The following is a 25,880-nucleotide window of genomic DNA, read 5'->3' as shown; positions in this document are numbered from 1 at the left end:
GACGCAAAGACGAAACGGGGCGCCAGATCGTAGAGGCCGACGGCGTTCGTCTGTCGCGCGTCGCCGTCCTGCTGCTCCGGCTCATGAGACCAGAGGGCCAACTGCAGCGTCGAGGCCGGTGCCTGGCTTTGTGTCACGCTGTTGCTGGTCATCGATCCGCCTCCTCCACCTGATCCACGACAATGGGCGAGGCTGCGCCGACGGGCAACGGCTCCTCCCGCGATCATGCCCGATTTCCAATCCGGCTATGGAGGATTGGCTCGCGCTTATGGAGGACCGGTTCGCGCACATGGAGGATTGGTTCGCGCCTCCACCGCTGCGACTCGACGGGCCGCAAGACCGCCCAGCGCCCTACCGCAGCGCTCAAGCCGACTCGGAGGCGGAAGAGGGGATGGTTATGGAGGAACGGTTCGCGCCCCCTCGAACCTGACCGCGATTGCGGGCACGAATACACCCCGCGAACCGTTCCTCTATATCGACGGGCGTCTCCCGATACGGAAGCGCCCTTCGATGCCACATCCGAAGACGATTATGGAGGAACGGTGCGCGCCTCTGCCGTCCCCGTAAAGGCACTGAATCGTCCTCACATTTGCGATCCTCTGCATTCGAGGAACGGTTCGCGGAGCGTCTCCATCCCTCACCCCGCCAAATCCAACTCGCGAACTGCTCCTCTAATCCATTCTCGCGACGCGAGCCACTCCAACCTCGTGCCGCGCACCAATCCTCCATAGGCGCGAGCCAGTCCTACAGGAATCCGATTCGCAGCCGTCCCGCGCACCGATCCTCCAGGCCCGCGAACCAGTCCTTCAGAGCCGCGAACCGTTCCTCCATGGTCGCGAGCCGTTCCTTGGTAGCCGCGAACCAAACCTCCATGGAGGAATCAGCCGCGTTTGTCAGGCCATCCTGGTCCCGGAATCCTGACCGCAGATTCGCCGGCATGCACCGGTGCCACCATCCACGGAGCCAGACGATGCCCACCTTGCCCACCCCCGATACCGACCAACCGAACACCGGACAGGAGACCGCCCGCTGGGGCCGCATTCCGGCTTGGTGGCTGAGCCACCCGGACATCGACGCCGACGGTCTGGCCGTCCTGGCCGCGCTCAGCACCTACGCGAACGTCCGCGGCGAATGCTGGCCGTCGCAGGCGACGCTTGCCACCGCCCTGAAGCGCAGCCGCTCCACCGTCAACCGCATCCTCGGCCACCTCGCCGATGCCGCCGTGATCGAGGTCGAGCCGCGCAAGTCCGCCAACGGCGGCCGCCTGTCCTGCCTCTACCGGCTGCGACTGGACCCCGGCAGCGGTCCGATTGTCAACGCCTCGGCGATGCCTGTCCGGCAGCGCGACACCGCTGTCGCTGTGACAGACTCCCCCTGTGTGACAGCGCGACAGGAACAACCGGATTCAAACAAACCAGACTCGCTCGCTGGGCGCGGGCGCGAGGGTGTCAACGCTGAGCGGGTCGAAGACTACCCGCTCAGAGAACCGCAGGCTGTGCCCGCCAACTGGATGCCATCCGCCGCAGACCTCGCCTGGGCCCGAGCCAAACACACCGACATCGACATCGACCGTCACGTCGAGGGCTTCGTCCTGCGCTGCCAAGCCCACGGCTACCGGTACCGCGACGTCGGCGCCGCCTGGAGGTCCTGGCTGTTGCAGGACGTCCAGGCCCACAAGGCTCCGCTCGTTTCCGGAACTCCAACCGTCTCCGGTACATCGCGCATGACCGACAAGGCGGCGGCTGCCCGCCAGCAGGTCGACATCTGGGCCGGCGTCGCCGATTGCCTGCGCCAGCGGCCTTCGGCGGAAACCAGCGCGATTTCCTTCGGCGGAGGATGGTGATGAGGAAACCGCATCCAATCACCAACATCGTCCCGCTGCACGCATCGCCGTCGGCCGTCTACGATCCGACGCTGCCGCCCGCCCAGCGGCATGGCGCGCTCGTGGGAGCGTTGCCGGAAACGCTCCAGGCGATCGTCGGTAACGGAACGAGCCGCGCATGCTTCGACGACCTTGGCGGCTTCGTCGGGATGCGGGAGACGTGGTCGCCACCCGCCGTCGTCGATCCAGCCGATGCCGAGGCCGCAGCCAGGGCGTTGGCCGTGATCGAACGCGAGATCCTGGCGCCGGTCGATCCCGGTTGGCTGCTGGCCCGCTTGTTGGCCCTCTTCGCGCATTGCCCGCCCCGCTCGGCGCCGGTCGATCCGGCTGTTGAGCGGATGGTTGCGAGTGATTGGGCCGAGGACCTGGGCGAGTACCCGCAATGGGCAGTCGATCAGGCGGTTCGCGTCTGGCGCCGGACAAAGAAATGGCGACCGACGATCATGGAGATGCGGGCGCTTTGTGACGAAGCCGTCACCCCCGAACTCACCCTGGCGGAGCGTCTGCGTGAGATCGCCGCCGCCAAGTCGGCAACGGCGGGCAGAGCAGGGGGGCCGGACATTCGATCCATGGCAGGGAGAGCGATCAGGAGGATGTAAGGCTTCACATCTGATTTCCGGAAACGATATACGTTTTCGCACGCCTCGTTTCTCGGATAGAATGTCTGAAAACCTAAACCCCGCCCGCGGAGCAAACGTTGCCCCCCCGTAAGAAGATTGTCGGCACCGAAATGGCTTCGGTTGAGAAGGCTCACAGTCAAATCATGTCCGGACAAGGCAGTATTCCGACGGCAGGCACGTCGAAGACGGAAGCGGTTGACCGTCGAGCGCCACCGGATTTTTTCAGCGACGAACTGGCCGAGGCTGGGCGCCAGGATCTGAGGCAGCGATACAATTTGACGATCCACGGACATGATGACTGGAAGAGGGAAGCCGATGAGTTCTTTGTGAATGCTCACGATGCACGTGGTGAGTCGCCAAATTCGAATTTGGAAAAGAACGGTTGGCAGGACATAGCCGTCAGTATTGTGCGCATCACTCCGGACATTGCCAAGCAGTACCTTTCGCTTGCATGGCAAAATGCCGATCCTAAAAAGGCGCCATACCGAAACCGGTCGGCCATTGTTTCCGCTCTGGCTCAACAGATGGCTCAGCAACACTGGTTGATAAACGGAGTTCCGATATCCTGGTCGAAATCCTTCAGGCTGCTCGATGGGCACAGCCGGCTTCAAGCATGTGTGGAAGCAGGAAAGCCATTCCTTACCCTGCTGGCGCAGAACCTTGATGACGACGCTTCGGCTACGATCGACCAGCATGCGAAGAGAAACTGGGCGGCAACCTTGCGCGGCGTCAGGCATGCCACGGCGATCCAGACGGCCCTGACGAAACTCATCCGCATCGATCAGGGCGCCATCGCCGCCGCCGGACCGGAATCCGCCGATTGGGATCTGCTGGATCGGTACTGGACGACGAATTCCGACCTGCTGAGAAGCGCTGCAGCGCACGGTCTTGCCGAGCGCTCAGGGTTGCTGGCCGATACGGTCCGCATCCCGCTGGCTTTCATGTCGTTGAGGATCGGGCGGATCGCCGCCTACGACAAACTCATCGGGGCGATCATTCGCGATGATGCCGGCGAGCCGCACGAACCTGGCCGCGTCCTTCGGCGGCAATTGGACTGGCTTCATCGTCGGAGGACGCCTGCGTCGACGCTGGAAGCGCTTGCGTGGGGCATCCAAGCCCTCGACGATGTGGTCAACGACCGGAAAGCGGAAGGGTACGATTGGTCGCCGGGACGCACGGATGCCAAGCAAGCCGTTCCGGCCGATCCCTGGCCGCGCCTTACCGGTTATCAAGGCTTGATCCCGCCAGCGACCCAGCGGGAGCAGTTGCCCATCGTCATCGCCGCCGACGTGGACCCTGCGTTGCGTGATCGTATTCAAGCCGGCCTTGAGATAGTTGGGTCAGAAAAGGCAGCCGAATGGATGAAGAAAAATCGAGCAAACCGGAATATCCAGCCGGCCAATGTGGAGCGGCTTCGGCGTGACATCGAGGGAGGGCTTTACCAGTTCAACCCGATGCCGATCGTGTTCGATTCCGATGGGAATCTTCTCAACGGTCAGCACCGGCTGACCGCAGTCAAGGCAGCGCAGCGGGAAGTCCCGTTCCTCGTTGTCCGCGGCGTCGATCCCAAAGCCTACGCAACCTTCGATACGAGCGCGCGTCGGCCGGTCACGCTCGATCTTGAAGCCGCCGGAGGCTACGAGGGCACTTCGAACGATCCCGAACTGGTGACCGCGATCGCTCAGGAGTACTGGCGCTGGAAATTGGCGCCGGCGCTTGCCGCCAAGCGGGCAGGAGGCGGGGAGATTGCGGGCAGTACGCGCCTGCCGCGTCCGTCGGTGTCCGAGATCCAGCGCATCGTGAAGGAGCAGCCACGCATCGCCGCGGCCCGCTTCTGGGCCCGCAAGTTGAAGGTGCTCGGGCGGCCGGCGGTGATGGGCTTCCTCGCCGTGGATCTCGCCGAGGCTGCGGAGCAAGTCGGCGTTCCGGTGGAGCGCGCCGAGGAATTCCTGACCGCCCTGGCAACCGGCGAGGGGATTGAGCGTGGTTCCCCCGTAGCCGATTTACGCGACCGGCTCCTGCGCGCTCGGGCTACGAAATCGATGCGCGATCGCTATGAGCCGATGCGGGAGATCCAGGCGGTCTTCCGCCAGCATGTCGTTGGCGAAGGGGAGGTGGCCGAGGAACAGCCGAAGCGCCGAGGGCGTCGGCGACGGAATGCGGAGGCGTCGTAGGGCGGGTCGTCTACGACCCGCTTGTGTTGCTACGTGGTTCGCTTAATCGACCACACTCATGGCTTACCGCACGCCGAGGCGATCGTTTCAACAATTGGTCCGTCGAGAATGTAACGCTGGAGAAGACGAAGCGCGATGTCCGCTCCAATCCTATTCCGCGCAAGTCCGTCGTCGTGCCAACTCAGGGCAAGTGCGGCAAGTTCAGCGGCGCCTACGACATCGACCGAGCCAATATCGATACCGAGTTCAGGCGCATCGGAAAACCGGATCGACCAGTTGCTGCGCGTGGCGTCGGTCTGGAAGGTGATCGTCATTCCGCCACCGCTTGGCGGTTCCCGGTCGATGTCCAACGTCTCCTCCCCAGCAGCCCGGCAATCGAGGCAAAATAACTGTTTTCCGAAATTCGTCAAGCGCCCTTGGCCATGATCCCAGGGCAATCGCTTCAGGTTAACGGCGGTCCTCCTTTCCAAGAGGTGTGGTTCTGTGATTCCTGCAAGGCTCCTTGGCTTTGGGAGCCGACCATGGTGTCGCGTTCGATGTTGGATCACTTTTCGGCGTTGAAGGATCCCCGCCAGTCGTGGCGGGTGGTGTATCCCCTGCCGGAAATTCTGCTGCTGGTTTTGTGCGCGACCTTGAGCGGAATGGAAGATTTTGTGGAGATCCGGCTGTGGGGTGACCTGCGGCTTGAGTTTCTGCGGCGGTTTCTGCCCTACGAACGCGGTCTTCCCGCCCACGACACGTTGAACGATGTGATCAACGCCTTGTCTCCCGATCTGTTCAAGGAATGCTTCACCAACTGGGTGGCGCAGCTGTGCGAGGAGGCGCCCGACATCATCGCCATCGATGGCAAGACCTCGCGGCGCAGCCATGACCGGGCCAAAGGGCGGGCGCCGTTGCATCTGGTTTCGGCCTGGGCCGCGCGCCAGCGCTTGGTCCTGGGCCAGGAGGCGACCGAAGCCAAGTCCAACGAGATCACCGCCATCCCGCTCTTGCTGGAACGCCTGGAACTCGCGGGCGCCTTTGTCACCATCGACGCCATGGGCACTCAAACCGCCATCGCCGAAACCATCCGCGCCAAGGGCGCCGACTATCTTTTGGCGCTCAAGGGCAACCGGCCGGCCACCCACGCCGATGTTGAGCGTTTCTTCGCCGATCCGCCGGCCGAGATGATCGCCGATACGCTGGAGACCATCGACAACGACCATGGCCGCCTGGAACTCCGCCGCCACACCGTCTGCCATGACGTTGGCTGGCTCTTCTCCGACCGGCGCTACCCCGACGAACCCCGCTTTCCCGGCCTCGCCATGATCGGCATGATCGAAACCATCGTGGAACGCGACGGTCGGACCCAGCGAGACCGCCGCTACTACCTGTGCTCCACCACCTTGGATGCCCAGACCTTCGCCCGCGCCGTCCGCGCTCATTGGGGCATCGAAAACGGTCTCCATTGGGTGCTCGATGTCGTCTTTCACGACGATCTCGCTCGCCTCAGATCAGGAAGCGGACCCCAGAACATGGCCATCGTGCGCCATATCGCCATCAACCTCCTCCGAAAGCCGACCGACAAGCACAGCCTCAAGGTCTCGACGGAAAACGCGCCAAACCTCGACCCGGATTATCATCGAAAACACTAAATCCGAAAGGTTGGCCCGTTAACCTTGAAGCGATCCCCTGCCATGATCCTATAGGCGTCCTTCCGACCACCGTTGCCAGCTCAGAGCTGGGGCGTTGCCGAATGCCGATGTGCGAGCGCTTCCTGGGAAGGCGACCAGAGCGGACCGCCGGCGCAGGCAGCTCAAACAGACGATGATGCGAGCATGTCCGCTGCGTGAACGTCTGGGGCTGATTCTATCGGGATTGAAGCAGCCCCTATCGTTGGTTGGAGTTCAGCAAACGAAGGGGTCACTACTGCGATTTCTCTGGAATCCGGCCCGGCTCCGCCTGGCCTGGGCCGAGCACATCTTTTTGAATCTTGCGCGAGAGCGACACTTGGCCAGCCCATCGCCGTTCGGCGATCGATCGCCGAATTCATCTCCGAGCGGCATAAGTATGGAATTTCCTTCGGCTGTTCATATATAATAGTTCAGATAACGATGAAGCCGGATTAACGCCATTGAATGTGATGAGCCAAAGGAATATCGGAGCGCTGGTTCGCTCGACCCGTCGGCGCGAGGTTTGAGTCAGGGCGGCGCTTGCCCATCAGGTCGCCGACCCAGGGCTGGATCTCCGAGGTCGAAAGCGGGCAAGCCGACCGGCGGAGACGGTAAGGTACCCTGCTGCTTTGCTTGGCTTGGCATCGTCTGGACGCCAGCGAAGCCGATGGCTTCCGGAGAGTATAAAAAGGCTTTCCGGAGTGGTGAGGAAGCCATACACAGGAGCATGCCTCATCCAATTCCGCTAATGGCGTTTGGTTTCGGTGCTTGGCCAGCGAAAGGCGGAGAAAAATCAAGGCAGCAGCGTCGTCGCCATCCGTCGGCTACAGCAAGGCGAAGACCGGAAAAAAGCCACCAGCGGCGGGCAAAGGCCGATCCAGCAATTCCGACACAAGCACGGTCGGCCAACCTGAGGATGCTGCGAATACTGGTCCCTTCGACGACATCGATTCGATCCTGCGGAACTCCTGATGACCGACGTGCTGCATGTGCTCCTCGACGGGGCGTTGATCGGCGAGGTTCGCAAGGCGTCGCGGGCGGGTGGAACCCTCAGTTTCGTCTATGACGAAGCATGGCGGCAGAACGAACGCGCCATTCCCCTGTCTCTCTCGATGCCGTTGGCCGAAGCCGTTCACCGCGACCAAATCATTTCCGCCTACATGGCGGGCCTGCTTCCCGACAACGAGAACACTCTCAAGCAATGGGGGGAGCGCTTCCACGTCTCCTGGCGCAGCCCGTTCGCCCTGTTGGAGCATGTCGGCGAGGATTGCGCCGGTGCCGTCCAGTTCGTCACCGGCGATCGGCTTGTAGCCATGGACCAGACACAGGATGAGAAGCGCACTGTCTGGCTGAGCGATGAAGAGATCGGCCAGCGCATCGCCGACCTGCGGCACGGGGTCGTCACCGGGCGGCGTCTCGGCGACCCCGGCCAGTTCAGCCTGGCCGGCGCCCAGGCCAAGACGGCGCTGCTGCACGACCCGGACGGAAACCGCTGGGGGGTGCCGACCGGCCGTGTTCCGACGACGCACATTCTGAAGCCGCCGATGCCGGGCTTTTCCGGCCATGCCGAGAATGAGCATTTCTGCCTGGTGCTGGCGCGGAAACTCGGCATGGCGGCGGCGGCCAGCCAAGTCCTGACCTTCGCGGGCGAGACCGTGATCGTCGTCCGGCGTTACGATCGAGTCCGCACTGGGGAGGGTCACCTGCGGCGTGTCCATCAGGAGGATATATGCCAAGCGCTGGGGCTGCCGCCGGACCGCAAGTACGAGCAGGCGGGCGGCCCTGGCATCCTCCGGATCCTGGCCGAGGTGATCCCCGCAGCCGGGCGCAGCGCGCCTCTCGACGCGTTGCGTTTCCTGGAGGGCTGCGCCTACAACTTCCTGATCGCCGGCACCGACGCGCACGCCAAGAACTTCTCCATGCTGCTGTCCTCGCGCGGCGCCCGCTTGGCGCCCTTCTATGACCTCGCCAGCATCCTGCCCCATCTGAAGTCTGGCGAGGTGCAGATGTCGGGCGGCCAGGTCGCCGGCTTCCGCGACCTGAAACTGGCGATGAAGGTCGACAGCAAGTACCCGCTGCAAGATATCATGCCGCGCCACTGGGAGGCGCTGGCACGCAAGGCCAGGTTGGCGACACACGCCGCCATCGACTATATCCGTCATCAAATCGCCGTCCTGCCTGACTTGGCGGCCGATGTTGCTGCGGAATGCGCAGCCAGTGGGCTGTCGCATCCGATCATCCAGAGCCTGCCTGACTGCATTGCCGAGCGGGCTGCGGATCTCAAACCGATCTACGGAAGCGAGGCGCTGTCGGAAGCCGCGCTGCCGCGTTAGGACCATCCAGTCCGCCTGTTCGAAATGGTCGACCTTATCGTCGAACGAATATAAATAGCCTTCATCGACGATCGTCGATAATTTGCAGAGCATCCTTTTGGAATAGAAGAAAATACAAACCGGGATCGGTATTCTGGAAACTCCATTTTGGAGACTGTGCGTGTCCAACGGAATGCCACCATCCCGCCGTGCGGAACACAGCCTTGCCACAACGCCCGAGGTCTACCTGCGCGTCCGCGCGCTGGTGACGGAAGATGCCTATTCTGAACAGGGCGGCAGACGGTGTTGCGCAGCCCGAAGTCGTGTCAGATCGCCAAGTCGATGCGTTCCAGTGACGTGACCTCCGGGTAGGTCCTTCTGAGCATCATCTTGAGTGACAGATGATCGGAGCCGCTCTCCAGGAGGATGGGGCAGATTCCGCAAGACGTCACCGCCGATTGCAGGATGTTGCGTGCCTAACCGTCGCAACATAGCATCGTAAGAAATGGCAGATGATAGAAATATTCCCTCATACGGACGTATCCATCGGGATATGCGGAGATTCAGTGGAAATGCGCTTGCCGTGCCTCCTGCTCAGGTTCAACAATCTTTGTAATGTGCCGTCAGGGAGGGTGGCCGGGCGCAGCACGGCGGTGACGAAGCGCCCGTCGCCATCGAAGACGACGATGGGCTGGAAGCCGTACTCGTCATAATGCGCGTTGAACAGGCGCAACTGCTGACCGCCGTGCACCGCATCGAAGGTGTCGTCCACGTCCAGCACGATGCGCTTGGGCACCTGGCGGAACGAGGCGCAGTACAGATCGACCATGGCCCGGCCCATGCGCAGCAGCGCGCGGGTATCCGGCAGGTTCTCCAGGCGCGAGATGGTGGCTTGCGAGCACAGATCGCGCTCGGACGGCAGGCGTTCCAGGGCCATCTTGAACATCGGATCGGTCCGCAGGCTGTTGGCGTCGTTGCCGTCCTCGTAGCCGGCGGCAAGCGCCAGCAGGCGGAAGCCGATGATGTCGCTCAGCGAGTGCACGGTGCGTGTCGGATCGCGCGGGTCCGCGATGCAGGCGGCCAGCCGTTCAGCCACGAGCAGCCGCCGCTCGACCACGCGCAGAACCAGCAGCCCGCCATCGGAGGACAGGCGCCCTCCATCAAAGCGCCCGATCACCGGCTTTCCGGCAACGGGTGATAGGCCGGGCAGTGGCAGCGTAGGATCAACCATGGCGGGTGGGCGCTCCGGAAACGGCAGGAGTTGGCGTCAGCACCCAAATCCTATGGCCGCTCAACGGATACCGCTACACCCGCCAACCCTCATGAATTTTCCCGGTTAGCAAGGTCGCGCTTCCGCTGTCGATGTTCTGGTCGTTTCCAGCCATGGCCTGACGCCCAGGATCGCCTTTGGATCTGATCAAGCGGCGTCCCGCTGCTCCCAGCGCTCCTTCAACTCCTTGATGGCGGCTTCGGTGAAGCCAGCCGCCTTGGGACCGCGATAACGCAGCGAGCATTCGTGGCGCTGGAAGGCCATGCCGGCACGGCGCTGAGCGGAGAGCCAATTGAAGGAGCCTTCGACGATCTCGGCCTCGTCGACCACCAGGGTCTTGCTGTGGAAGCCGGGCGTTTCGCGGACGACCGCTCCAGCGTCAATCAGGCGCTGGAGAGCCTGTCGGTACTCGTCGGGCTTCCGGTTCTGCGTCGGATCGACGTAGATGCCCACCCGCACGCCGCGCCCGCCGGCCGCCCGGATCAGGGCCGGAAGGTTGAGCCCCTCGAAGCCCACCGCGTCCAGCGTCACGTAGGGTGAGGTGATCACGATGCGGCGCTTTGCCTGGGCGAAGGCGTCTGCCAGGACCTGCAAATGGCCATCCAGCGTGGAGATACGCTCGATGTTCTCCTTGTCGGCCTGCCGCACGAAGGCCGGCTCTGCGAGGATGGTGGGGAACTCCGTCGTGTCGGCGATCAGGCCGAAGGTGTCCGGACCGAGCCGCGTCCAGATCGTCTTGTCGCCGATGACGTAGAAGCGCGCCTTGGCTCGGGTCGACGCTACATTCAGGAGGTTCGGTTTCTCGGCTGCCCAGGCGATCCCCCGCTCCTTGGCCGGATTGCCGCCCAGCAGCAGGATCACGGTCTGGGCCTCGCCGCCTTGGAAGGAATGCACCGTGCCGACCGAGGTCTTGATCCATTCCTCGACTACGTCATCCGGCAGACTGCCGAACACCTCCTGCTTGCGCTCGCGGAGCAAGTCACGGAATTCCTCCACGACCGAGGTGTAGGGCACGATGACGAACAGGTTGGGTGTGCCGTTCCTGTTGAGGTGCAGCGGGCGCAGCGGCTTTCCATCGGCGTCCGTCAATGCGGAACCGATGTCGCGCTCGAAGGCGGCGAAACGGCTGACGATCTCCAGCGCCTTCAGCCCCTGGTCCTCGATCCAGTGCGTCGTCGGGGTCGACGAGCCGGAAATGTCGAGCCAGCAAGACTTCAGGCCACCGGGGCCGTAGTCCGGCTGAGGCCCCTTCCAACGGCTCTCATCCGGCGAGGAGCGGCCGAGCACCATCGAGCCGCCGTAGGAGATGCGGTTGGTGATCGAGAACATCGGATCGATGCAGCGGCGATGGACCTTGAGCGGGCAGCCCACCCAGACACGGCGCTTGACCGTTACCCGGTCGCGCTTGGCGAGGAAGCCGCCATAGGGATTGACGCTGTCGGCAATGGTCTGGACCGAGGCCATGGTGGCATCGAAGCGGAGGTCGGCGACGCCCTGGCGCGACATCAGTGCGGTGGAGACGGATTCCGCGATCGTGGACACAGGTTCGATCTGCTCGGGGTCGCCGACAACCAGCGTGCGCTTGGCGCGCCAGATCGCGCCGGCCGCAGCCTGCGGAAGGGCTTGGCCGGCCTCGTCGATGATCAGCCAGCCGATCTGGTCCTTGCCAATGTCGTCGTCGAACATGCTACCGACCGAAGCGAAGGCGGTGGAGACCACCGGCACGACCAGGAACAGGGTGTCCCACAGATTCCGCACCGTGCCGGGATCGCTCTTGCGCACCGCCCGCAAGCCGGTCAAGTGCTGGAAGAACAGGCCGAGATTCTCCAGCACCCGACCTTCCGAGCAGAGGGCGAACTGCTTGTGCACCTCCAGGGCGGCGAGGAACAGGGCCTCCCGCTTGACATCGAGTTCATGGGACACCCACAGGGACACCATGTGACGCTCGGTCTCGTTCAAGGCGGCGAAGCGCTCGGGCCGGACCAAGTCCGCCATGGCGGCAACCCGGTCCTCGGCTTGGCTCAAAGCGCCGACTGCGACCGCGTGGCTGTGCCTTGCAGCGCCGAGTGTCCCCTTTGCGGTGGATACGTTGGCGTCCGCCGCCTTGACGGCCTGCATAGCCGCCTTCCGGGTTGCCACGCTGCGTTCCAACGCCTGGTCAGCCTCGGCGCAGCGTTGCCGGGCTGTTGCCCGCTCGGCGTCTGTGGCTTGCGCGCCGGACCGATTGATGAGTCGGCTGAACCAGCCGGCTTCCTTTGGCAGGCGGTCGAGCGCGGCCTCGGCGCGACGCAGCCGGTCCGCAGCGTCGTTTGCCTCGGTCTCGGCGGTGGCCGCGGCTTCCTTGGCTTGGTCGGCCTTGGCCGTGGCGCCTTGCAGGGCGAGATCGGCGATCCGGCCGGCTTCGGCGGCGCGCGCGACCGCGATGGGAAGCGCCTGGAGATCCTGAAAGACCTTCAGGATGGCAACGACCTCGGTTCGGCAGGCGGCAAAGCGGCGGATGACGGCGTTCCAGCCGTCCCGGTTTCCCGGCTCGTCCTTCAGAGTGGAAGCCAGGGTCGGGATGGGCGTTGCCGGAGCAGAGGATCGAGGCTTGGCGGAGCCAGCCTTCTTCGACGTGTCCGGGCTGGCATTCCACAGCAGGTCGGCGGCGCGGCGGCGGTTCTGGCTGTTGCCGAGTGCCACGGAGATCAGGCCCCAGGCGCGGGTTTCCAGACCCGGCATAAAATTCTGGGCGACGTCGGTGAAATAGTCGAGGCCGGGAAGGTGGGAGGGCTGGATGCTCTTGGCGTCGGGCAGTTCGAGGGTGATGTTCTCGACCGCCTTGTTGTTGCTGGAGGCGATGACGATGGAGGAGTCGCGCAGGCGGTCGTCCGGCACCCAGGACTGGTAGACCTCCTTGCCGATGCGGACCTGCGGGCCGGGCTGGAAAGCGTCGGTCGGCTTTGCGAAGCCGCTCATGGCCGTTGCGCGTTCGACGACGACCTGGGCGATGACGTCGCGCAGCAGCGTGCTCTTGCCAGTGCCGGGCGGTCCGTTGACCGAGAACAGGCCAGCGTTATCGGACAGGACGTCGAAGGCAGCGTTGACGGCGACCTGCTGCATCAGCGAGAGGCTGTGCTTGGCCTCGGGAGCCTCCGGATCGGTGCCGCGTGACGGCCACTTGCCCAGCGGCAGCAAGGACGGTGCCGAGAAAGCGACGGCGCCGCGTTGACCGTCGGCCAGCAGGTCGATCCGCTTTCCCTCGGGCCGGGCCGGGCCCAGATAGGCTGCCAGACCACCGCCGAACGCTCCCTTGGCGGCGGCGGTGTGAACGCGCTCAAGATCGTCGAAGAAGAAGCCGTTGAGTGATCCCGCGTCCGACGGCGTGAGGGCGCCGGACCTGTCGTTGTGGGATTGCAGCAGGATGGCAACCGTGGACTCGTCCGGGGCCGCTGCGGGATCGATGACGGCCGCCGGGAGTCGACCGAGGCCGGAGGCGAGCACGTCGTGGGCTTTCGCGATCCAGTCGCCGGCGAGCGGAACGGGCTTGCCGTCGGCGTGCGGAAAGGCGGCGTTGAACGCAGTGGACAGCGTGTCCTCGGTCTTGCGGAAGTCGGCGATTGTGGCGCCCAAGGCGGTGCTGCCAAGAAGGTGGGCACATTTCCAGGCGTGAGCGGCGATCTGGAAGGAGCCGTGAACGGCAGCGCCGTCGCGATCCACCAGGAAGGTGGCAAGGAAGCCGCTTTCCTTGCGTGGCTCCTGGTAGGGATCGGGGCTTTCCTTGATCGTGCCCTTCAGCGCGAGGACCATCTCCTTGGCGGCAGCATCGAGATCGAACAGGCCGATACGGACCCGGTTGACAACCTTGATACCTGGCCGGGTGCCGAAGGGCCAGTCCACCTCCGGCGCGTGGCTGAGGCGGGCGATCCGCTTCCAGCGGGTCGAGCGAACGTCGAGGTTCTCTCTCGGCGGCGTCATGGCCTCCACGTCGAGCCAATAGGAGAGTGGCGCGAGCGGATCGGGCATGGAGGATGTTCCTTTGGTGATCAAGGTCGCCCTGATACCACTTGCGGAAGGTGTAAGCCAGCCAAGAGCGTCGCTTCTGTGAGCGGATGCAACCAGACCCATTGTGGAAGTAAAGCCTGGCGACACATCGCCGCCCCCGAAGATGGCGTTCTTCTGCCGATGCCGGACAAAAGGAAGAAACCGCGGCTTCGTTGCTGAGCCGATGGTTACCCTTCCGCCGGAGAACGAAAACCACCCAGTTCGAGCAGTGCCTTGGCGTGAGACACCGTCAATTCCCTGGGTTGCCGTCCCTGCTCGACCTGCTTCGCGTACCAACCGGAGAAGAATACGATGGCGGCGGCTTGGTCCTTCGGTTTGACGCTAATCCGTTGGTTGGAAATCAGTTCGAGGGTGGCCTGGATCGCGGTCGGTCAGTACGCGTTCGACGAAACCGGCGGGGTTCGTTGCGGTGATGGCTGTTCGGCATTGCCGGGCTGGATCGACCGCGCCTGAAGCCACAACATCATCTCGGAAGGCGTATAGTCCGCGGGAACGCAGCATTCCAGTCGGCGCAGCGTGTCTGCCGCCGGAGCCCAGCCCGGTTCGTCGATGAAGCGGGTCGTGGTCCATCCGACGCCGGAGGCGGCGGACAACCTGTTCTTGTTCCAGCCCTGATCTTCAGCGAAACGCTTTATCCGGAAGATGGCAAGGTCGGTCAGTGACGCCGAACCGTCGATGATCGCTTGGATCTCATCCGGCGTCGCCATGATCGCTCTGAAGGAATGGCCTTCTGATATGGTCACGTCAATGCAGGTGACGATCTCGTCAAACTCAATGCCAAGAAAAGTGGCAACATTTTTCGCGTCCTTCTCGGAAAGCCGCGACTTGCGTGCGATGGCCCGGTTCAGGAGGCCAGGATCGATGTCGGTACCTCGCGCCACATCGGCCTGGGTGAACCCCTTTTTCTCAATGAGCCGGCGAAGGTCTTCTGCCATGGTGCGCTCCGCGTCGATACGGGCTGCGAGGGTATCCGGGATCAATCCAAGGAATTCAGCCAAGCGCAGAAGAATCTGAAAGTCGCGGGGCCATTGTTTTCCCTGTTCCATGCGCGCAATGTTCGACTGCGATAAGCCCAGCCGTTCTGCGAGTTCTGCCTGCGTGAGGGCATGCTCCTCGCGCTTGGCTTTCAGCAGGTGGCCAACCCGCTCCATGATTTCTGCTTGGGGAAGATCCTGACCTCCGTCTTCCATTCCAACAGGCTCTCCCGTTTTAGACTATCTACCAACATAAGGGATGCTGACTGGGAACGTATCTACATAGGATCACTTTTGGCTTGTGTTGCGAGTGGTCTTGCATGTGCCGACGCTATGCGCCAGGCAAGTGGGTTTCCAGATCTGGAGTATGCGCTTGAAACGGAGATTTGGCTTCGTGACGTACCCGTCCTTATGATGCGGGTATTCGATCATGATACATTTGGTGATATCAAAGAAGGAATGGTTTTCTGCGGTTTAGTATTGGGCCGCTATCAGAATTTAATAAGATTATGACGCTAGTGATGAATGATATGCGAGCGCTGGCAGGTAGAAATTCTACTCCGTTTCCCATCTATGTGAATTTCGATTATTTGAGAATCAAGGATTTTGGAATCTTAGTGCTGGTATATATACTTACCAATCATTGATCGGTCGGTAGCCGCCGGCCTCCACGGTCTCCCGCACCGGTGCTGTCCGTTTCAGCGGACGCGGCACCGACCTGAGGTCGAGGCAAGGGATCGGCAGAGCGACGACGCGGAACGAATCACGCCCGGCGATCTCCACTGCGGCGCCGCTGTCCAGCAGGCCCGTCATGATCCGCCGCACCGTCTCGCTGGAAACCTCCTCGGTTACGGTTCCGTCGGCATCCGTGACGGTCAGCGCCTCGGTGGCGCTCTTGATAGTCAGCGCCGACCGCTCGACCAGCAGCCCCGCGATGCGCGGGGCCGCCGCGTCCGCGCGGCGCCGGCGCTTCCGCCGCCCCTCCCCCTCCACCGGACGGTCGATCTGCCGATCCAGCCGTGCCGCCGCCCGCTCCAGGTCATCGAGCAACCGCAGTCCCACCTTCGCCGCCTCGGTGCTGGCGCCCAGGAAGCGGAGCAACCACGCCTCGTCGTCGGTCGGCACATAGTCGGCTCGTCGCCCCCGGAAGCCGACGGCGAGCCCGGCCAGCGGCGTGCGGGTGCCGCGGGCCAGCCGCAGCCGCAGGTCGGCGAGGGTGCGTCCGATGGCGTTGCCGAGCACATCGGCGGCCCGCACCCCGTGCCAGCGGGCCAGCAGGCGGGCCGAGGCGATCAGCGGCGGCTCCTGTCGGAGTTTCGCGAGGAACAGGGGATCCAGGGTGTCCTCCAGCGCCTGCAGGGCACGGTCGGGATCGGTGCCGACCAGCAGCGGCCGCAAAAGCGCCGGCTGCTCGTCGATGTGCTGGTCGAGCCGTCGCCGTCGGTCGCTGCGGCGCGGCCGCAGGTTAACGGCGGCGGCGAGACGCCGGGGCGTGAGAATGTCTGCCTCCGAACGCCGGCGTAGCGCCAAGCGCACGATGGGCAGGATGCGACGAGCCTCCTCGACCTGCGCGGCGTCGGACAGCGTGGTCAACTCGTCCAGAATGACCTCGCGCGGTTCCACCGCGTCGCCGAAATCGAGCCGGGCGCTTTCGGCGGCGACCAGCACCGCCCAGCGCTCGATCCAGCCGGTGCGGAGCGCCGCCGGGGCGCGGACCAGGCGCTCGTCGAGCCGCGCCTGTCCGGTGGCCGCTGCGATCGCCGCCGCCAGGATGCGGGAGTCGCCGCCGGGATTCATGACGACGTTCGCCGGACGCCGCGAGGCCGATGCCGGATCCGGCGTCGTCGGTTCGTCGTCGAGATGGCCGGTGTCGGCGAGGACGGCGTCGAGATCGTCGAGGAGGCGGCTCATGGTGGGCCTTTCCAAGGAGGACCGTTCCGTTCACCTTAGCGCGAATTTCCGCACTCTGTATCGGTGGTTTCCACGGTTAGTGATGTTTTCCGTGTGTCTGGATGATACGCCTGAAGAGAGCGTGCGCGGCCCTTCGGTGAGCGGTCTGTCAGACACATTGCTGCCGTTTATGTTTTTACCGACAAGCGTCCTTTTCGGCATGAATATGTCCAGTAGTAACTTGGCGTTAGCAATTACTCGGGCAGGGTAGGGGTTGTTTCCCCGGATCCGGAGACCCCCGTGGCCGCCACGATGACCGACGCCGAAGACGCCGTCCCCGGCCTCGCCGACACCGTGGTGGTGAACGGCGCCGGCCGCATCGAGATCCACAACGCCCTCTACGGCGCCATGGTGCTGCCGGCGAACGTCGCGACCGACCGGCTGGAGGAGGTGCGCGCGCTGCAGCGCCGGCGCCAGGACCTCGTGCCGTTGGCCTTCGGCGCCGGCACCTGGAAGGCGTACCGGTCCGCCTGGAAGACCTTCACGGCTTGGTGCGCCGACCTCGGCTACGAGCCGCTGTGCGGCGACGTCGAGGTGCTGAGCCAGTACCTTGTGCATTTGGAGCGCCGCGATCCGATCACCGGCCGACCGGTTTACAAGCGCTCGACCATCGACGTGCATTGGTCGGCGATCTCAGCCGCCTACGAGCACGCCGGCCGACCGATCGACACCCGCGACCCGCGGCTCAGCCTCCTGCTGAAGGCGATCCGGCGGTCGAAGAAGAACGAAGGCGTCGACGACGCCGACCCGATCAACCTGGCGCTCCTGCGCGCCATGCTGCGGGCCTGCCCGCCGGGCATCATGGGCCTTCGTGCCAAGGCGGTGATCCTGACCGGGTATCTGGGCTGCATGCGCCGCTCGGAGATCGAGGGGCTCCACGTCTCCGATGCCGATCTCCACCACGAATACGAGGACGGGCTGTACGGGGTCCGGTTCCGGATCCGCTCCAGCAAGACCGACCAGGAGGGCAAAGGCAGCAAGGCCGGCGTCCCCGACGTCGACGACCCGGACCTCAACCTGCGCGCCGCGCTGGAGACGTGGCTGGAGGCCCGCACCGTGATGGCCGGCGGCCGTGCGCCCGATGGCGAGGACCCGCTGTTCTGCGCCCTGACCAAGTCGGGCAAGCCCAAGCCGACACCGCTCACCGGCCACGTCATCAACACCATCGTCCAGGATCTCGTGGCCGAGGTGCGTCGTCGGGTCTTCGCCGACGAGGCGGAGCAGAAGCGGCTCGGGCTCTTCCAGAAATTCGACTTCTCCGCCCACAGCCTGCGGGCGGGCATGGCCACTGAGGTGGCCAAAAGTGGCGGCGACACGACCGAGTTGATGCAGACCGGTCGCTGGAAATCGGCGCAGGTGGCGTCGCGCTACGTCAAGGATCGCGATGCCTTCGGTGGCGCGGCTCGTGTGCTGGGCATGGTTGGTGGACGGTAACACTCGGGCTATATCGGATGTCTTGACGACAGGTTCCAAATGCGCCTTCGATACGGCAGGTAGAGGGATGAAGCAGAGGCGGTGATGAGCAGTGCTTGCGTGATGTTCGATCCGGTGCATCCAGAGGCTCGGAAGTTTTACAACGACGTCCGCTACACCGTTTTGCTTGACCAGCATCCAGACGATCCCGGTTACAAGCCGGCCGGAGGCTATCCCTGGGAACGCTGGCAGCGGCTGCTATCAGCCGTTCTCAACTGGGAGGACAACGGGGATCTGATCGCTCTTGGGGCTACTGTGATGCGCACGGCGTTCGAGCACGACTGGCCGGACAGTGCCAAAATCGAATGCGGCTGGGCCGATGGTGGTGCGGTCATGGCGATGCAGTTGATGCTGTGGCCAGGGTTGTGCCGCGAGCGCTGGGAGCATCTGCTCGCGACCGATGGCGAATGTCGGGTCTGGGCCGGCCCTCGCCCATACCGGCCGGAAGGTGACCGCCTCATCTATGATGATGCGCCGAAGCCGTTGCCGCGGGATCTGTGTGATCTGAGCGAGCGCCTGTACCTGTCGCCGATGAATGACGATGAAAGGCAGCAGCGGGAAGCCACAGACGCGGCTGTAGCCGATCTGCTCGAACACCTGCCCGAACTCACCGGATCCGCAATGCAGGTCGAATGGGGTGGGCGCTTGCGTGACGGGCTGATCCGCGCTGCTCTGCGGCTTGGATGTGAGCACGAAGCGATTCGTAGCGCCTGCTCCCCCCGGCGGCTGGCCTCAGATTGGATTTTGACCAAGGCCATGAGTGAGGAAGCCGCGCTGAAGCATCTCGGTCTGATGAAGGCAAGCGAAGCCGAAAAGCAAAGGCAGAAGGCGTTGGAGAGCGCCCTGGCTGTCATGCCGCCCCTCGATGGCACGCCGGCACAGGTATCGTGGGCTGATAATGTCCGAGCCAAGGTTGTGGGCATGGCGCTGGACGAATTGTCCGACCCTGGATCTGTGCTCATGCTCCTTGCGCGTGTTACCGATGCTGAGCGCTGGATCAGCGTTAGCCAAAAGCGGTCGCTGAAAAACTGCCTCAAGGCGCTCGCTGCGGATCCCTAGATCTGACTCCAGTCGAGCGAGTAGGTCCACACGACACCATGGCCGCCACGCCGGGCGTGGGGGAGCGCCATCGTGAACGGCCTGGCCTGACACGGACCGAAACCATCGAGAAGGCGCATAAACGCCGACCGGCGCGTGCTGCAGCGGATGACCCCCATCCAGCGGGAGGCGTTTTCCGCGACCGTGAGGCGCAGCGTATTGGTGCGATGCGCGAGGTCAGATGCGGTTCCGGCTGGTGTGACCTGCTGTCGGCCGACGAGGTGGTCGAGGTCAAAGCCGGTGGATTCTGGCGACACGCTCTTGGCCAGGTGCTCTGCTACGGAACCTACTGGCCGGACCGACGCCGACGGATCTACCTATTCGACGTCGGCCGGGAACAGGTCGAGGAGTGCGCCCGCATCAGCGCCGTTTTCGGCATCCAGGTGTCTGTCGCTGCGATTTGAGCGCTGGCGTCCATTGGCGCGTCGCGCGGGGTGCGGGGCGGTGATCCACAGTAGTGACTGGCAGCACGTTGTGTTAGGTTGAGTGGCAATACTGACAACAACCACGGCCTGCAAATGCCTCCTCGGCACGGTTCTCCACTATGGATGCGGACGTCGGGATACGGCGGGGCCCCGGCCGATGCGAAGCCGTCTCTTTCCCCGCAGACGCTGGAAGCCGTTGTCGACTTGGTGACGGGCGGATCGCATTCGGACACCGCACCACCAGTGGGCGTCTACCGGTCGGCCGGCCAACTCGAACGCCTCTTTGGGCGGTGCAACCTTGCATTCACGGTCGGGTCTGCATCCCGCGTGCCGAGCGTGCGGGCCTTCATGATGGAGGTCAGCCTTCGCGACGACGGTTTCGAGATGCTCTGCAAGGTCATCGAGGCGGCCGTGGAACCGCGCGACTTCGTTGGTGACGAGGAAAAGCAGGCACGTGCGGTCGGCTACATCAACGATTACCTCCGCTCCGATGGCATTGAACTTCTGAAGCGGGGCAACCGGTATCAACTTGCGCGGGCAGGCGGGTTCGCGCCGGTCGCCGACGCGCTCGTGGAGAAAGTCGTTGTCATCGACTTCGACACGGTTGAGCGCGATGTGCGACGGGCGCTGAAGCAAGCCGAGGAGGACCCAGAGGATGCTGTGACGGCAGCCTGCTCCTTGCTCGAAAGCGTGTGCCGCTCGATCCTAATTGAGATGGACGAACCCTTGCCCGACAAGAAGGACATGGCCACGCTCATGGACACCGTTCAGGCAAAGTTGCACCTGTCTCCTGGACGGAAGGACCTGCCCCAAGAGATCGAGGCGGACGTCAAGCGCATCTTGGGCGGGTTGAACAGCACCGCGCGCGGCATCGGCGCACTGCGCACGCACGCTGGCGATGCTCACGGACGTGAGCGGGGCTACGCGCGCATCGATCGTAGGATCGCGTGCTTGGCCATCCACGCGGCAAGTACCCTCGCCCTGTTCCTCCTTGAAACGTGGCAGCGCGACAAAACGCAGAAACGAGCGTGCGCGACCGTCGTCACCAAATAAGTATCAACGGTGACGAGGCACTGTATCGTCTAGGACGGGACAAATGGAAAAGGAAAGGCACATGTCGGAACGAGTTTGGAATTACCTGCTTCCGGAACGCAGAACAGACCCTTTCGGCTACGCAGATATCGGGTCGCTGGCGCGGGCTGAAATAATTGATACGGTGCGGATCGCGGACGCTTGGTCCCATCAGAGGATCATCGATGCACTTTACGATCGACATTACAGCAGCAACCAATACAGGGTTCATCGGCCATCTGTGCCGGAGGGTGAAGTCCTCCTGTTTCTCCACCGTGACCACCTCAATCTGGCGGCGGACGGCGCCATCCCCGATGTCGATAAAGATGCGCCGGGATCCGATCCTTCGGGCCAACCCATCCGCTCTATGGCCATTCTCAGCGCCGCCACGTTGCGCAGCATCCGGGCTCCTGAGGCCCCGGACATGGTGATCCTGCCCGACCTGGAGACGCCGCAGGTCCCGTTCGACGATCCGGTGCTTAATGCGATACGACCGTATTTCCCCGACCTGCTTGCCAGCGAGCAGGATACCCTGGCCGAAATGTTCTCCCGATCAGCGCGTCACATGCTCGCGTACAACCGCAGAGCGGAAGTGATCTGGGGCTGGCTGGGTGATCACATCAACTCGCTGGGAATTCCATTCAATGCGCTGGCTCCGACCACCATTCCCGCGAACGGCAACGACGGCGGCGTCGATGATCTGCGCAGGTTGGCGAGCGGCGGACTTGTCGCAACCCAGGTCAAGGGGGGCAAGACCTGGGGCAACACGTGCTATCCGGCCCAAGAAGCCAAGAAGTTGTTCTCCGTAGATGGTGGGCAGGTTGTGGCACGGGCCTTCGACCAGCGGGCGGTGCTCTATCCGACACTGAAGCAACCGATCGGTACCGAAGGCATCATCGAGGACGACCTCCTCGTCGGGCACTTCCTGGCATTCGGCAAGCGTTACCCTGGCACCGATCGACTGATCCGGGGCAAGACTTGGCCTGCTGCCCGCGGCACCAGCGGCCCACCGGCCCAGAGGCAAAATAGACAACGAGATCCTGCGCCGCTTGAGATCGATCGGCGCTTCTACATCACCGGCCTCGATGTCATCGTGCTCGACGATCCGGAGTACCGCGACCGCGGTGTTCGTGTTGACCTGTCGACGGCCTCGAACCAGCCGAAACGCCTTCTCTCCGAAGCGGGTCTCCTGTCCAAAACCTCCTACGACGTTCCAGCGCCTGCGCGATCACCCAAGTGGTGATGCTTCTTTCAATGGCGTGCCAACGACAACGCACACGCTACCTGCTTTCCCACGCGCACGCATTGTGCGCGGTGTGGCCGGGCATGCCAGCCATGGTAGCCCGCTGATGCTGGACATCATCGCCGAAGCCATCGCCACCCTCGACGCCGCCTCACGGGCCGAGATTCTGCACGACGTTATCGACACCAAGGCCGAGGCGTTGATCGCCGCCAAGATCCGGGACCGCATCAACGCCATCCTGGGGGGCCGCCGCGCCATCAGGCAAGTCACCTTCTCGCGGCTGCAGTGCCGCCGGGGCCACGGCGACAGCCGTGAGCAGAACATCGATCTCGTCCTGTGCGACGGCGAAGCCACGATCGTTGGTGGCGCCTACCACAACGAGGGGCTCCACCTCGTCGAACTCAAGCAATATTATGATTTCGATTGCGCCCGCGCGCTGAAGTCGCGCCAGCCCTACCGTGGCCTTCAGAAGGAAATCAAGACCAGCCTGGAGCGTCTGGCTACACACCAGCACCCACGCGTCAAGAGCCGGCACGTCATTATGACCATCGTGCGCCTGGGTTTGGCCGACACCGGTCCGACATGGAAATACACCCCGTGGGAATCGCGTCGTTGGCTACTGGAGGCAAGGCGTACCTCGTCGACGAGCGCCGCTCTCTCGGAGACCTGGCGGATGCATTCCCATCTCCTTCCGCCACGGACTAAATTGCTCTCGGCCGGATCAACGACATCGAAGCACGCCTGTTCTGGGCGGCCTATGCTCCACAGGCGAATGTAGCACCAAACGCCCTATGTTTTCATACTGATACCTGAAAATCAACATAATGACCGCAGTGCCTTGGAGCGTGAGATTCAACAACCAGCGCAACGAAGGTGATCAACCTCGCATCCGCAATCTCCCTTACTTGAGTCCTTTGGGTTGTGGTAAAATGGTCTTCCCCCAGAGATTGCGCTCTGTCATGCCCATCGATCCTTTCAACAAAGACCCATTTGGCTCGCTGAGCGGCATTCACGACCTTCATCGCCTTGGCGAGGGACCGAAGGACCTCGCGGCGCAGTCGTTGGCATCCATCGCATCGCCTCTGAGTGCTCTCGACAGCCTACAGGCGTCACGCCAATTCGATCCAGCAACTGCGAGCGCGCTCAACGACTTTCAACGCTTTGGTCAACCCCCGAAGGACATCACGGCGCAATCGCTGGCGTCCATTGTACCGCCCCTGAGCACTCTCGACAGCCTGCAGGCGTCACGCCAGTTCGACCCGGCAACCGCCGGCGCGATGAGGACGTTCCTGGCAAAGCCACTCCAATCCGTCCTTGATACCATCGCGAGCGCGAGGCACGGCCTGCAGTCCATTTCTCCATTGCTGAGCGAGCGCATACAGCACCTCATACCCGAAGACATTGGCGTGCTGGCCAGACACCGGGATATGCTGGATGCGGTGTTGCCGAAATGGCCGATTAACCTTGCTGACCTGTCTGCAGCCAACTCGTTCATATCGGCCGATCTTGCAGCGGCCCAGTCCGCAGCCGACCTGAACATGCCCGGCCTCCACGCCGCCATGGCCAAATCCACCGTCGCGGATCCTCTGGCGGGGAGCGCCTATCGCGACGCCACCAATTTTGCAAAGTCCCTCTTTGATGGCGTGCTTTCAACGTCTGGAATCCTGAAAGATCTTACCAACTCCGCACTGGATGCCGCCATCGCCAAGTCGGCATCGCTCGATTCCGCCGAAGGAATGCTGGCACGGTCGGCGATCAAGGACCTCGAACGGTTCCAGTCCCTGGCCGCCCAGAACAAGTCCGTTTTTGAGACCGCTGCCCAATTCGCCGCCGCTTCTATCGGGTCGCCGTTCCAGGGCACGCTCTGGGGTGATCGCCTCCAAGACGCCATCGTCGGCGTTTCGCTCGCTCGCACCGCAGGCATTGATCCACACGACTTTCTGTTCGACTCGCCGGAACTCCAGGCCGCAGAAATCCTGGATGAAGCCAACCACCTCGACCCGGATGACACTGCTGCCGCCCTGGCGTGGCAGACCGACGCGTACCGCCGCATCGGCGAAGCCTTCACAAAGTGGGTGGAGAAGTTCCACGACGCCCCTCCGCTCACAAGGGCGTTCATGATCGGTAGGATCGGGATGACCATCCTAGTCCTCATCGGCACCATTGAATCATCGATCCAGGGATTCGAACGCATCAGCCGTTGGATCTCGACCACGCCAAACACGGAACATCATCAAGCCGCAGACGACTTTGTCCAATCCAGAAATGACCTCCTCACTGGTGTATACGCTGCGGTCAGCATGGTATCGGCCCTCCAGCAGGCCTGCTACGTGACCAAGCACGATGCCCCCGTCCGAGCCACACCGGGCCGTACCGGCAAACTGATCGGTCACCTGCCTGCGGACACCTGTGTCCTGGTTCTTGAGCGTGACGGGCGTTGGCTCCGTTTCGCCTACCAGCCGCCCGGCACTGACGCCTCGACCGAAACCTGGGTTTATCGCGACCACCTGATGGCCGCTACCGAATAGTTGCCCCGCGAGGGGCAACCGCGTTCTCTCAGCGCCTCGCCAATAGCCTGGTCAGGCGCTGGTCGTACTGGCCAGCCGCCTCGATGAGCGCTCCGTGCGCGGCGCCGACGTTGGCCGGCAGAAGGCCGCCGCTGGCGGCCAGCCGCAGCGCGGCCGAAGACCGCACCAGCAGGCGGTCGGCATCTCCAGACGGATAGAGCGTCGCGAGGTGGGCCGCATCGGAAGCGGCTCGGCGCAGATCGTCTCGGACGAGCGTTTTGGTCCGCAGGTCGTTCCGGAAACGGGCCTCGATCTCGGGTACCGTCTCGCGGGCAGCACCCCCGGCCGCGTACAGGGCGTCCGTGGTTCGTTGGCGTTTCGCCTCCAGCCGCTCGATCAGCCGGTCCATCGATTTGGCGGCATCGGCGACATAACGCTGGATGGCGGAGGACAGGGCGTCGGCCGGGCCTCGGCTGAGGACGGTGCGTTTGAGCCAGTCGGCCGCAGGCTTCGACAGCCGATACCCGACGGCGCTTCCCACCATCGGTGCGATCACCAGAGGCCATCCGCCGGCGATGGAAAAAGCGGCCAACGCGAGCGGCGCCCCAACCTTTCCGGCGGCCGCGAAGGCCATGCGCGTCGCGCCCTCGGTGACGCACGCCTGCACCGCGTCCGTGAGGTCGGTACGCCCGGCCAGCAGCGCCAAGCCACCCTTCGCGGCGGTCACAGCCGCTGAGATGAGGGGGATTTCCAGATCGAGGACATCGACGCCGGCGTCCAGCGAGCGTTCCGTGAGATCGCGCACCTGATCGCGGACGAGACCTGGCACCGGCATTACCATGGGGTTGTCGAGGAAAGCGTCGGCCAGATCCTCGTTGCAGAACACCGGGATATCCGGATAGCGGTCGAAATGGCGGAGGATGCCGTCCGGGCTGGCCAAGCATTTGACCTGGAACGGATCCCCATTCACGAACAAGTCGGCACCGGGAAAGTTTGCGGTCTGCGGAAACTCGACGTCGGCGCCCATCGTCAGCAGGCGATGCGCCACCATCCGCTCGGCGACGTAGCCCTGGAGGTTGGAGATGACCCCACCGGCCGAGGCGTCGGCCATGGCGTGGACGCGCTGCGCCTCGATGAGGAATTTGGCCATGTCGTCGGCCCCGTTCGTTCGCGCGAAGCCGACCG

17 protein-coding genes and 1 pseudogene are annotated in these 25,880 nt (G+C 63.6%); 12 read left to right on the top strand and 6 right to left on the bottom strand.

Annotated elements, in window-relative coordinates:
* Positions 1–970 precede the first annotated feature (970 nt).
* From D3877_RS28950 to D3877_RS28940, 3 genes are all read left to right on the top strand, one after another.
* Positions 971–1,843 carry a helix-turn-helix domain-containing protein gene (locus D3877_RS28950; protein WP_199721035.1) on the top strand — a complete coding sequence of 291 codons (873 nt, stop codon included), beginning with the start codon at positions 971–973 and terminating at the stop codon, positions 1,841–1,843.
* Complete coding sequence (locus tag D3877_RS28945; RefSeq protein ID WP_147395335.1) at positions 1,843–2,481, top strand: hypothetical protein; 639 nt, start codon at positions 1,843–1,845, stop codon at positions 2,479–2,481. The genes D3877_RS28950 and D3877_RS28945 overlap by 1 nt, the downstream gene beginning before the upstream one ends.
* A 98-nt stretch (positions 2,482–2,579) precedes the next feature.
* Positions 2,580–4,676 (top strand): hypothetical protein, encoded by a 2,097-nt coding sequence (locus tag D3877_RS28940; RefSeq protein WP_147395333.1) that lies wholly within the window; start codon positions 2,580–2,582, stop codon positions 4,674–4,676.
* A gap of 56 nt (positions 4,677–4,732) precedes the next feature.
* Here the strand turns inward: D3877_RS28940 and D3877_RS28935 are convergent, their stop codons facing one another.
* Entirely contained in the window at positions 4,733–5,026 is a 294-nt protein-coding gene (locus tag D3877_RS28935; protein WP_147395331.1) for a hypothetical protein, read from the bottom strand.
* 171 nt (positions 5,027–5,197) lie between these two features.
* Between D3877_RS28935 and D3877_RS28930 the strand changes: the two genes are divergently transcribed.
* Both D3877_RS28930 and D3877_RS28925 read left to right on the top strand, forming a co-directional pair.
* Entirely contained in the window at positions 5,198–6,310 is a 1,113-nt protein-coding gene (locus D3877_RS28930) for an ISAs1 family transposase (protein WP_119834265.1), read from the top strand.
* Between the two features lie 989 nt (positions 6,311–7,299).
* On the top strand, positions 7,300–8,661 hold the full coding sequence (locus D3877_RS28925; protein WP_119834264.1) for a type II toxin-antitoxin system HipA family toxin: 1,362 nt from the start codon (positions 7,300–7,302) through the stop codon (positions 8,659–8,661).
* A 562-nt stretch (positions 8,662–9,223) separates the two neighbouring features.
* Here the strand turns inward: D3877_RS28925 and D3877_RS28920 are convergent.
* The 4 genes and pseudogenes from D3877_RS28920 to D3877_RS28905 form a co-directional block, all read right to left on the bottom strand.
* A pseudogene (locus tag D3877_RS28920) lies at positions 9,224–9,871 on the bottom strand (transposase); the annotation flags it as partial.
* A gap of 186 nt (positions 9,872–10,057) precedes the next feature.
* The gene (locus tag D3877_RS28915; RefSeq protein ID WP_158600056.1) at positions 10,058–13,915 is read right to left on the bottom strand and encodes a phospholipase D-like domain-containing protein; all 3,858 of its coding nucleotides are present in this window, start codon (positions 13,913–13,915) and stop codon (positions 10,058–10,060) included.
* A 410-nt stretch (positions 13,916–14,325) separates the two neighbouring features.
* Positions 14,326–15,144: a helix-turn-helix domain-containing protein gene (locus tag D3877_RS28910; RefSeq protein WP_119834262.1), complete on the bottom strand. Its 819-nt coding sequence runs from the start codon at positions 15,142–15,144 to the stop codon at positions 14,326–14,328.
* Between the two features lie 417 nt (positions 15,145–15,561).
* Complete coding sequence (locus tag D3877_RS28905) at positions 15,562–16,839, bottom strand: hypothetical protein (RefSeq protein ID WP_119834261.1); 1,278 nt, start codon at positions 16,837–16,839, stop codon at positions 15,562–15,564.
* A 279-nt stretch (positions 16,840–17,118) separates the two neighbouring features.
* Here D3877_RS28905 and D3877_RS28900 point away from each other — a divergent pair, with 279 nt between their 5' ends.
* The 7 genes from D3877_RS28900 (at position 17,119) to D3877_RS28870 (ending at position 24,716) form a co-directional block, all read left to right on the top strand.
* Positions 17,119–18,312 (top strand): tyrosine-type recombinase/integrase, encoded by a 1,194-nt coding sequence (locus tag D3877_RS28900; RefSeq protein ID WP_119834260.1) that lies wholly within the window; start codon positions 17,119–17,121, stop codon positions 18,310–18,312.
* Positions 18,313–18,411: 99 nt separating this feature from the next.
* Positions 18,412–19,410, top strand: coding sequence for a hypothetical protein (locus D3877_RS28895; RefSeq protein ID WP_158600055.1), 999 nt, complete (start codon positions 18,412–18,414; stop codon positions 19,408–19,410).
* A gap of 38 nt (positions 19,411–19,448) precedes the next feature.
* A complete protein-coding gene (locus tag D3877_RS29675; RefSeq protein WP_147395329.1) occupies positions 19,449–19,853 on the top strand; it encodes a hypothetical protein in 405 nt (134 codons plus the stop codon).
* A 144-nt stretch (positions 19,854–19,997) separates the two neighbouring features.
* Positions 19,998–20,927 (top strand): abortive infection family protein, encoded by a 930-nt coding sequence (locus D3877_RS28885; protein ID WP_199721034.1) that lies wholly within the window; start codon positions 19,998–20,000, stop codon positions 20,925–20,927.
* A 61-nt stretch (positions 20,928–20,988) separates the two neighbouring features.
* Complete coding sequence (locus D3877_RS28880) at positions 20,989–22,188, top strand: hypothetical protein (RefSeq protein WP_147395328.1); 1,200 nt, start codon at positions 20,989–20,991, stop codon at positions 22,186–22,188.
* Positions 22,189–22,294: 106 nt separating this feature from the next.
* Positions 22,295–22,966, top strand: a complete 672-nt coding sequence (locus D3877_RS28875) for a hypothetical protein (protein ID WP_119834256.1) — start codon at positions 22,295–22,297, stop codon at positions 22,964–22,966.
* A gap of 181 nt (positions 22,967–23,147) precedes the next feature.
* Positions 23,148–24,716, top strand: coding sequence for an SH3 domain-containing protein (locus D3877_RS28870; RefSeq protein WP_147395327.1), 1,569 nt, complete (start codon positions 23,148–23,150; stop codon positions 24,714–24,716).
* 28 nt (positions 24,717–24,744) lie between these two features.
* On the opposite strand, the gene D3877_RS28865 is transcribed toward D3877_RS28870, so the two are convergent.
* Positions 24,745–25,880, bottom strand: a 1,136-nt coding sequence (locus tag D3877_RS28865) for a hypothetical protein (RefSeq protein ID WP_211100300.1), incomplete at its 5' end; no start/stop codon positions are given.

Origin of the sequence: Azospirillum cavernae, from assembly GCF_003590795.1 — a bacterium.
Lineage (GTDB): Bacteria > Pseudomonadota > Alphaproteobacteria > Azospirillales > Azospirillaceae > Azospirillum > Azospirillum cavernae.
Note: the sequence above shows the minus strand (reverse complement) of the source record. Positions and strands in the feature narration are given on the sequence as shown.

Excerpts from the sequence above, each read along its gene's own strand:
- D3877_RS28950 (WP_199721035.1), top strand. The coding sequence starts at position 971 with ATGCCCACCTTGCCCACCCCCGATACCGACCAACCGAACACCGGACAG.
- D3877_RS28945 (WP_147395335.1), top strand. The coding sequence starts at position 1,843 with ATGAGGAAACCGCATCCAATCACCAACATCGTCCCGCTGCACGCATCG.
- D3877_RS28930 (WP_119834265.1), top strand. The coding sequence starts at position 5,198 with ATGGTGTCGCGTTCGATGTTGGATCACTTTTCGGCGTTGAAGGATCCC.
- D3877_RS28925 (WP_119834264.1), top strand. The coding sequence starts at position 7,300 with ATGACCGACGTGCTGCATGTGCTCCTCGACGGGGCGTTGATCGGCGAG.
- D3877_RS28915 (WP_158600056.1), bottom strand. The coding sequence starts at position 13,915 with ATGCCCGATCCGCTCGCGCCACTCTCCTATTGGCTCGACGTGGAGGCC.
- D3877_RS28910 (WP_119834262.1), bottom strand. The coding sequence starts at position 15,144 with ATGGAAGACGGAGGTCAGGATCTTCCCCAAGCAGAAATCATGGAGCGG.
- D3877_RS28905 (WP_119834261.1), bottom strand. The coding sequence starts at position 16,839 with ATGAGCCGCCTCCTCGACGATCTCGACGCCGTCCTCGCCGACACCGGC.
- D3877_RS29675 (WP_147395329.1), top strand. The coding sequence starts at position 19,449 with ATGGCCGCCACGCCGGGCGTGGGGGAGCGCCATCGTGAACGGCCTGGC.
- D3877_RS28885 (WP_199721034.1), top strand. The coding sequence starts at position 19,998 with ATGCGGACGTCGGGATACGGCGGGGCCCCGGCCGATGCGAAGCCGTCT.
- D3877_RS28880 (WP_147395328.1), top strand. The coding sequence starts at position 20,989 with ATGTCGGAACGAGTTTGGAATTACCTGCTTCCGGAACGCAGAACAGAC.
- D3877_RS28875 (WP_119834256.1), top strand. The coding sequence starts at position 22,295 with ATGCTGGACATCATCGCCGAAGCCATCGCCACCCTCGACGCCGCCTCA.
- D3877_RS28870 (WP_147395327.1), top strand. The coding sequence starts at position 23,148 with ATGCCCATCGATCCTTTCAACAAAGACCCATTTGGCTCGCTGAGCGGC.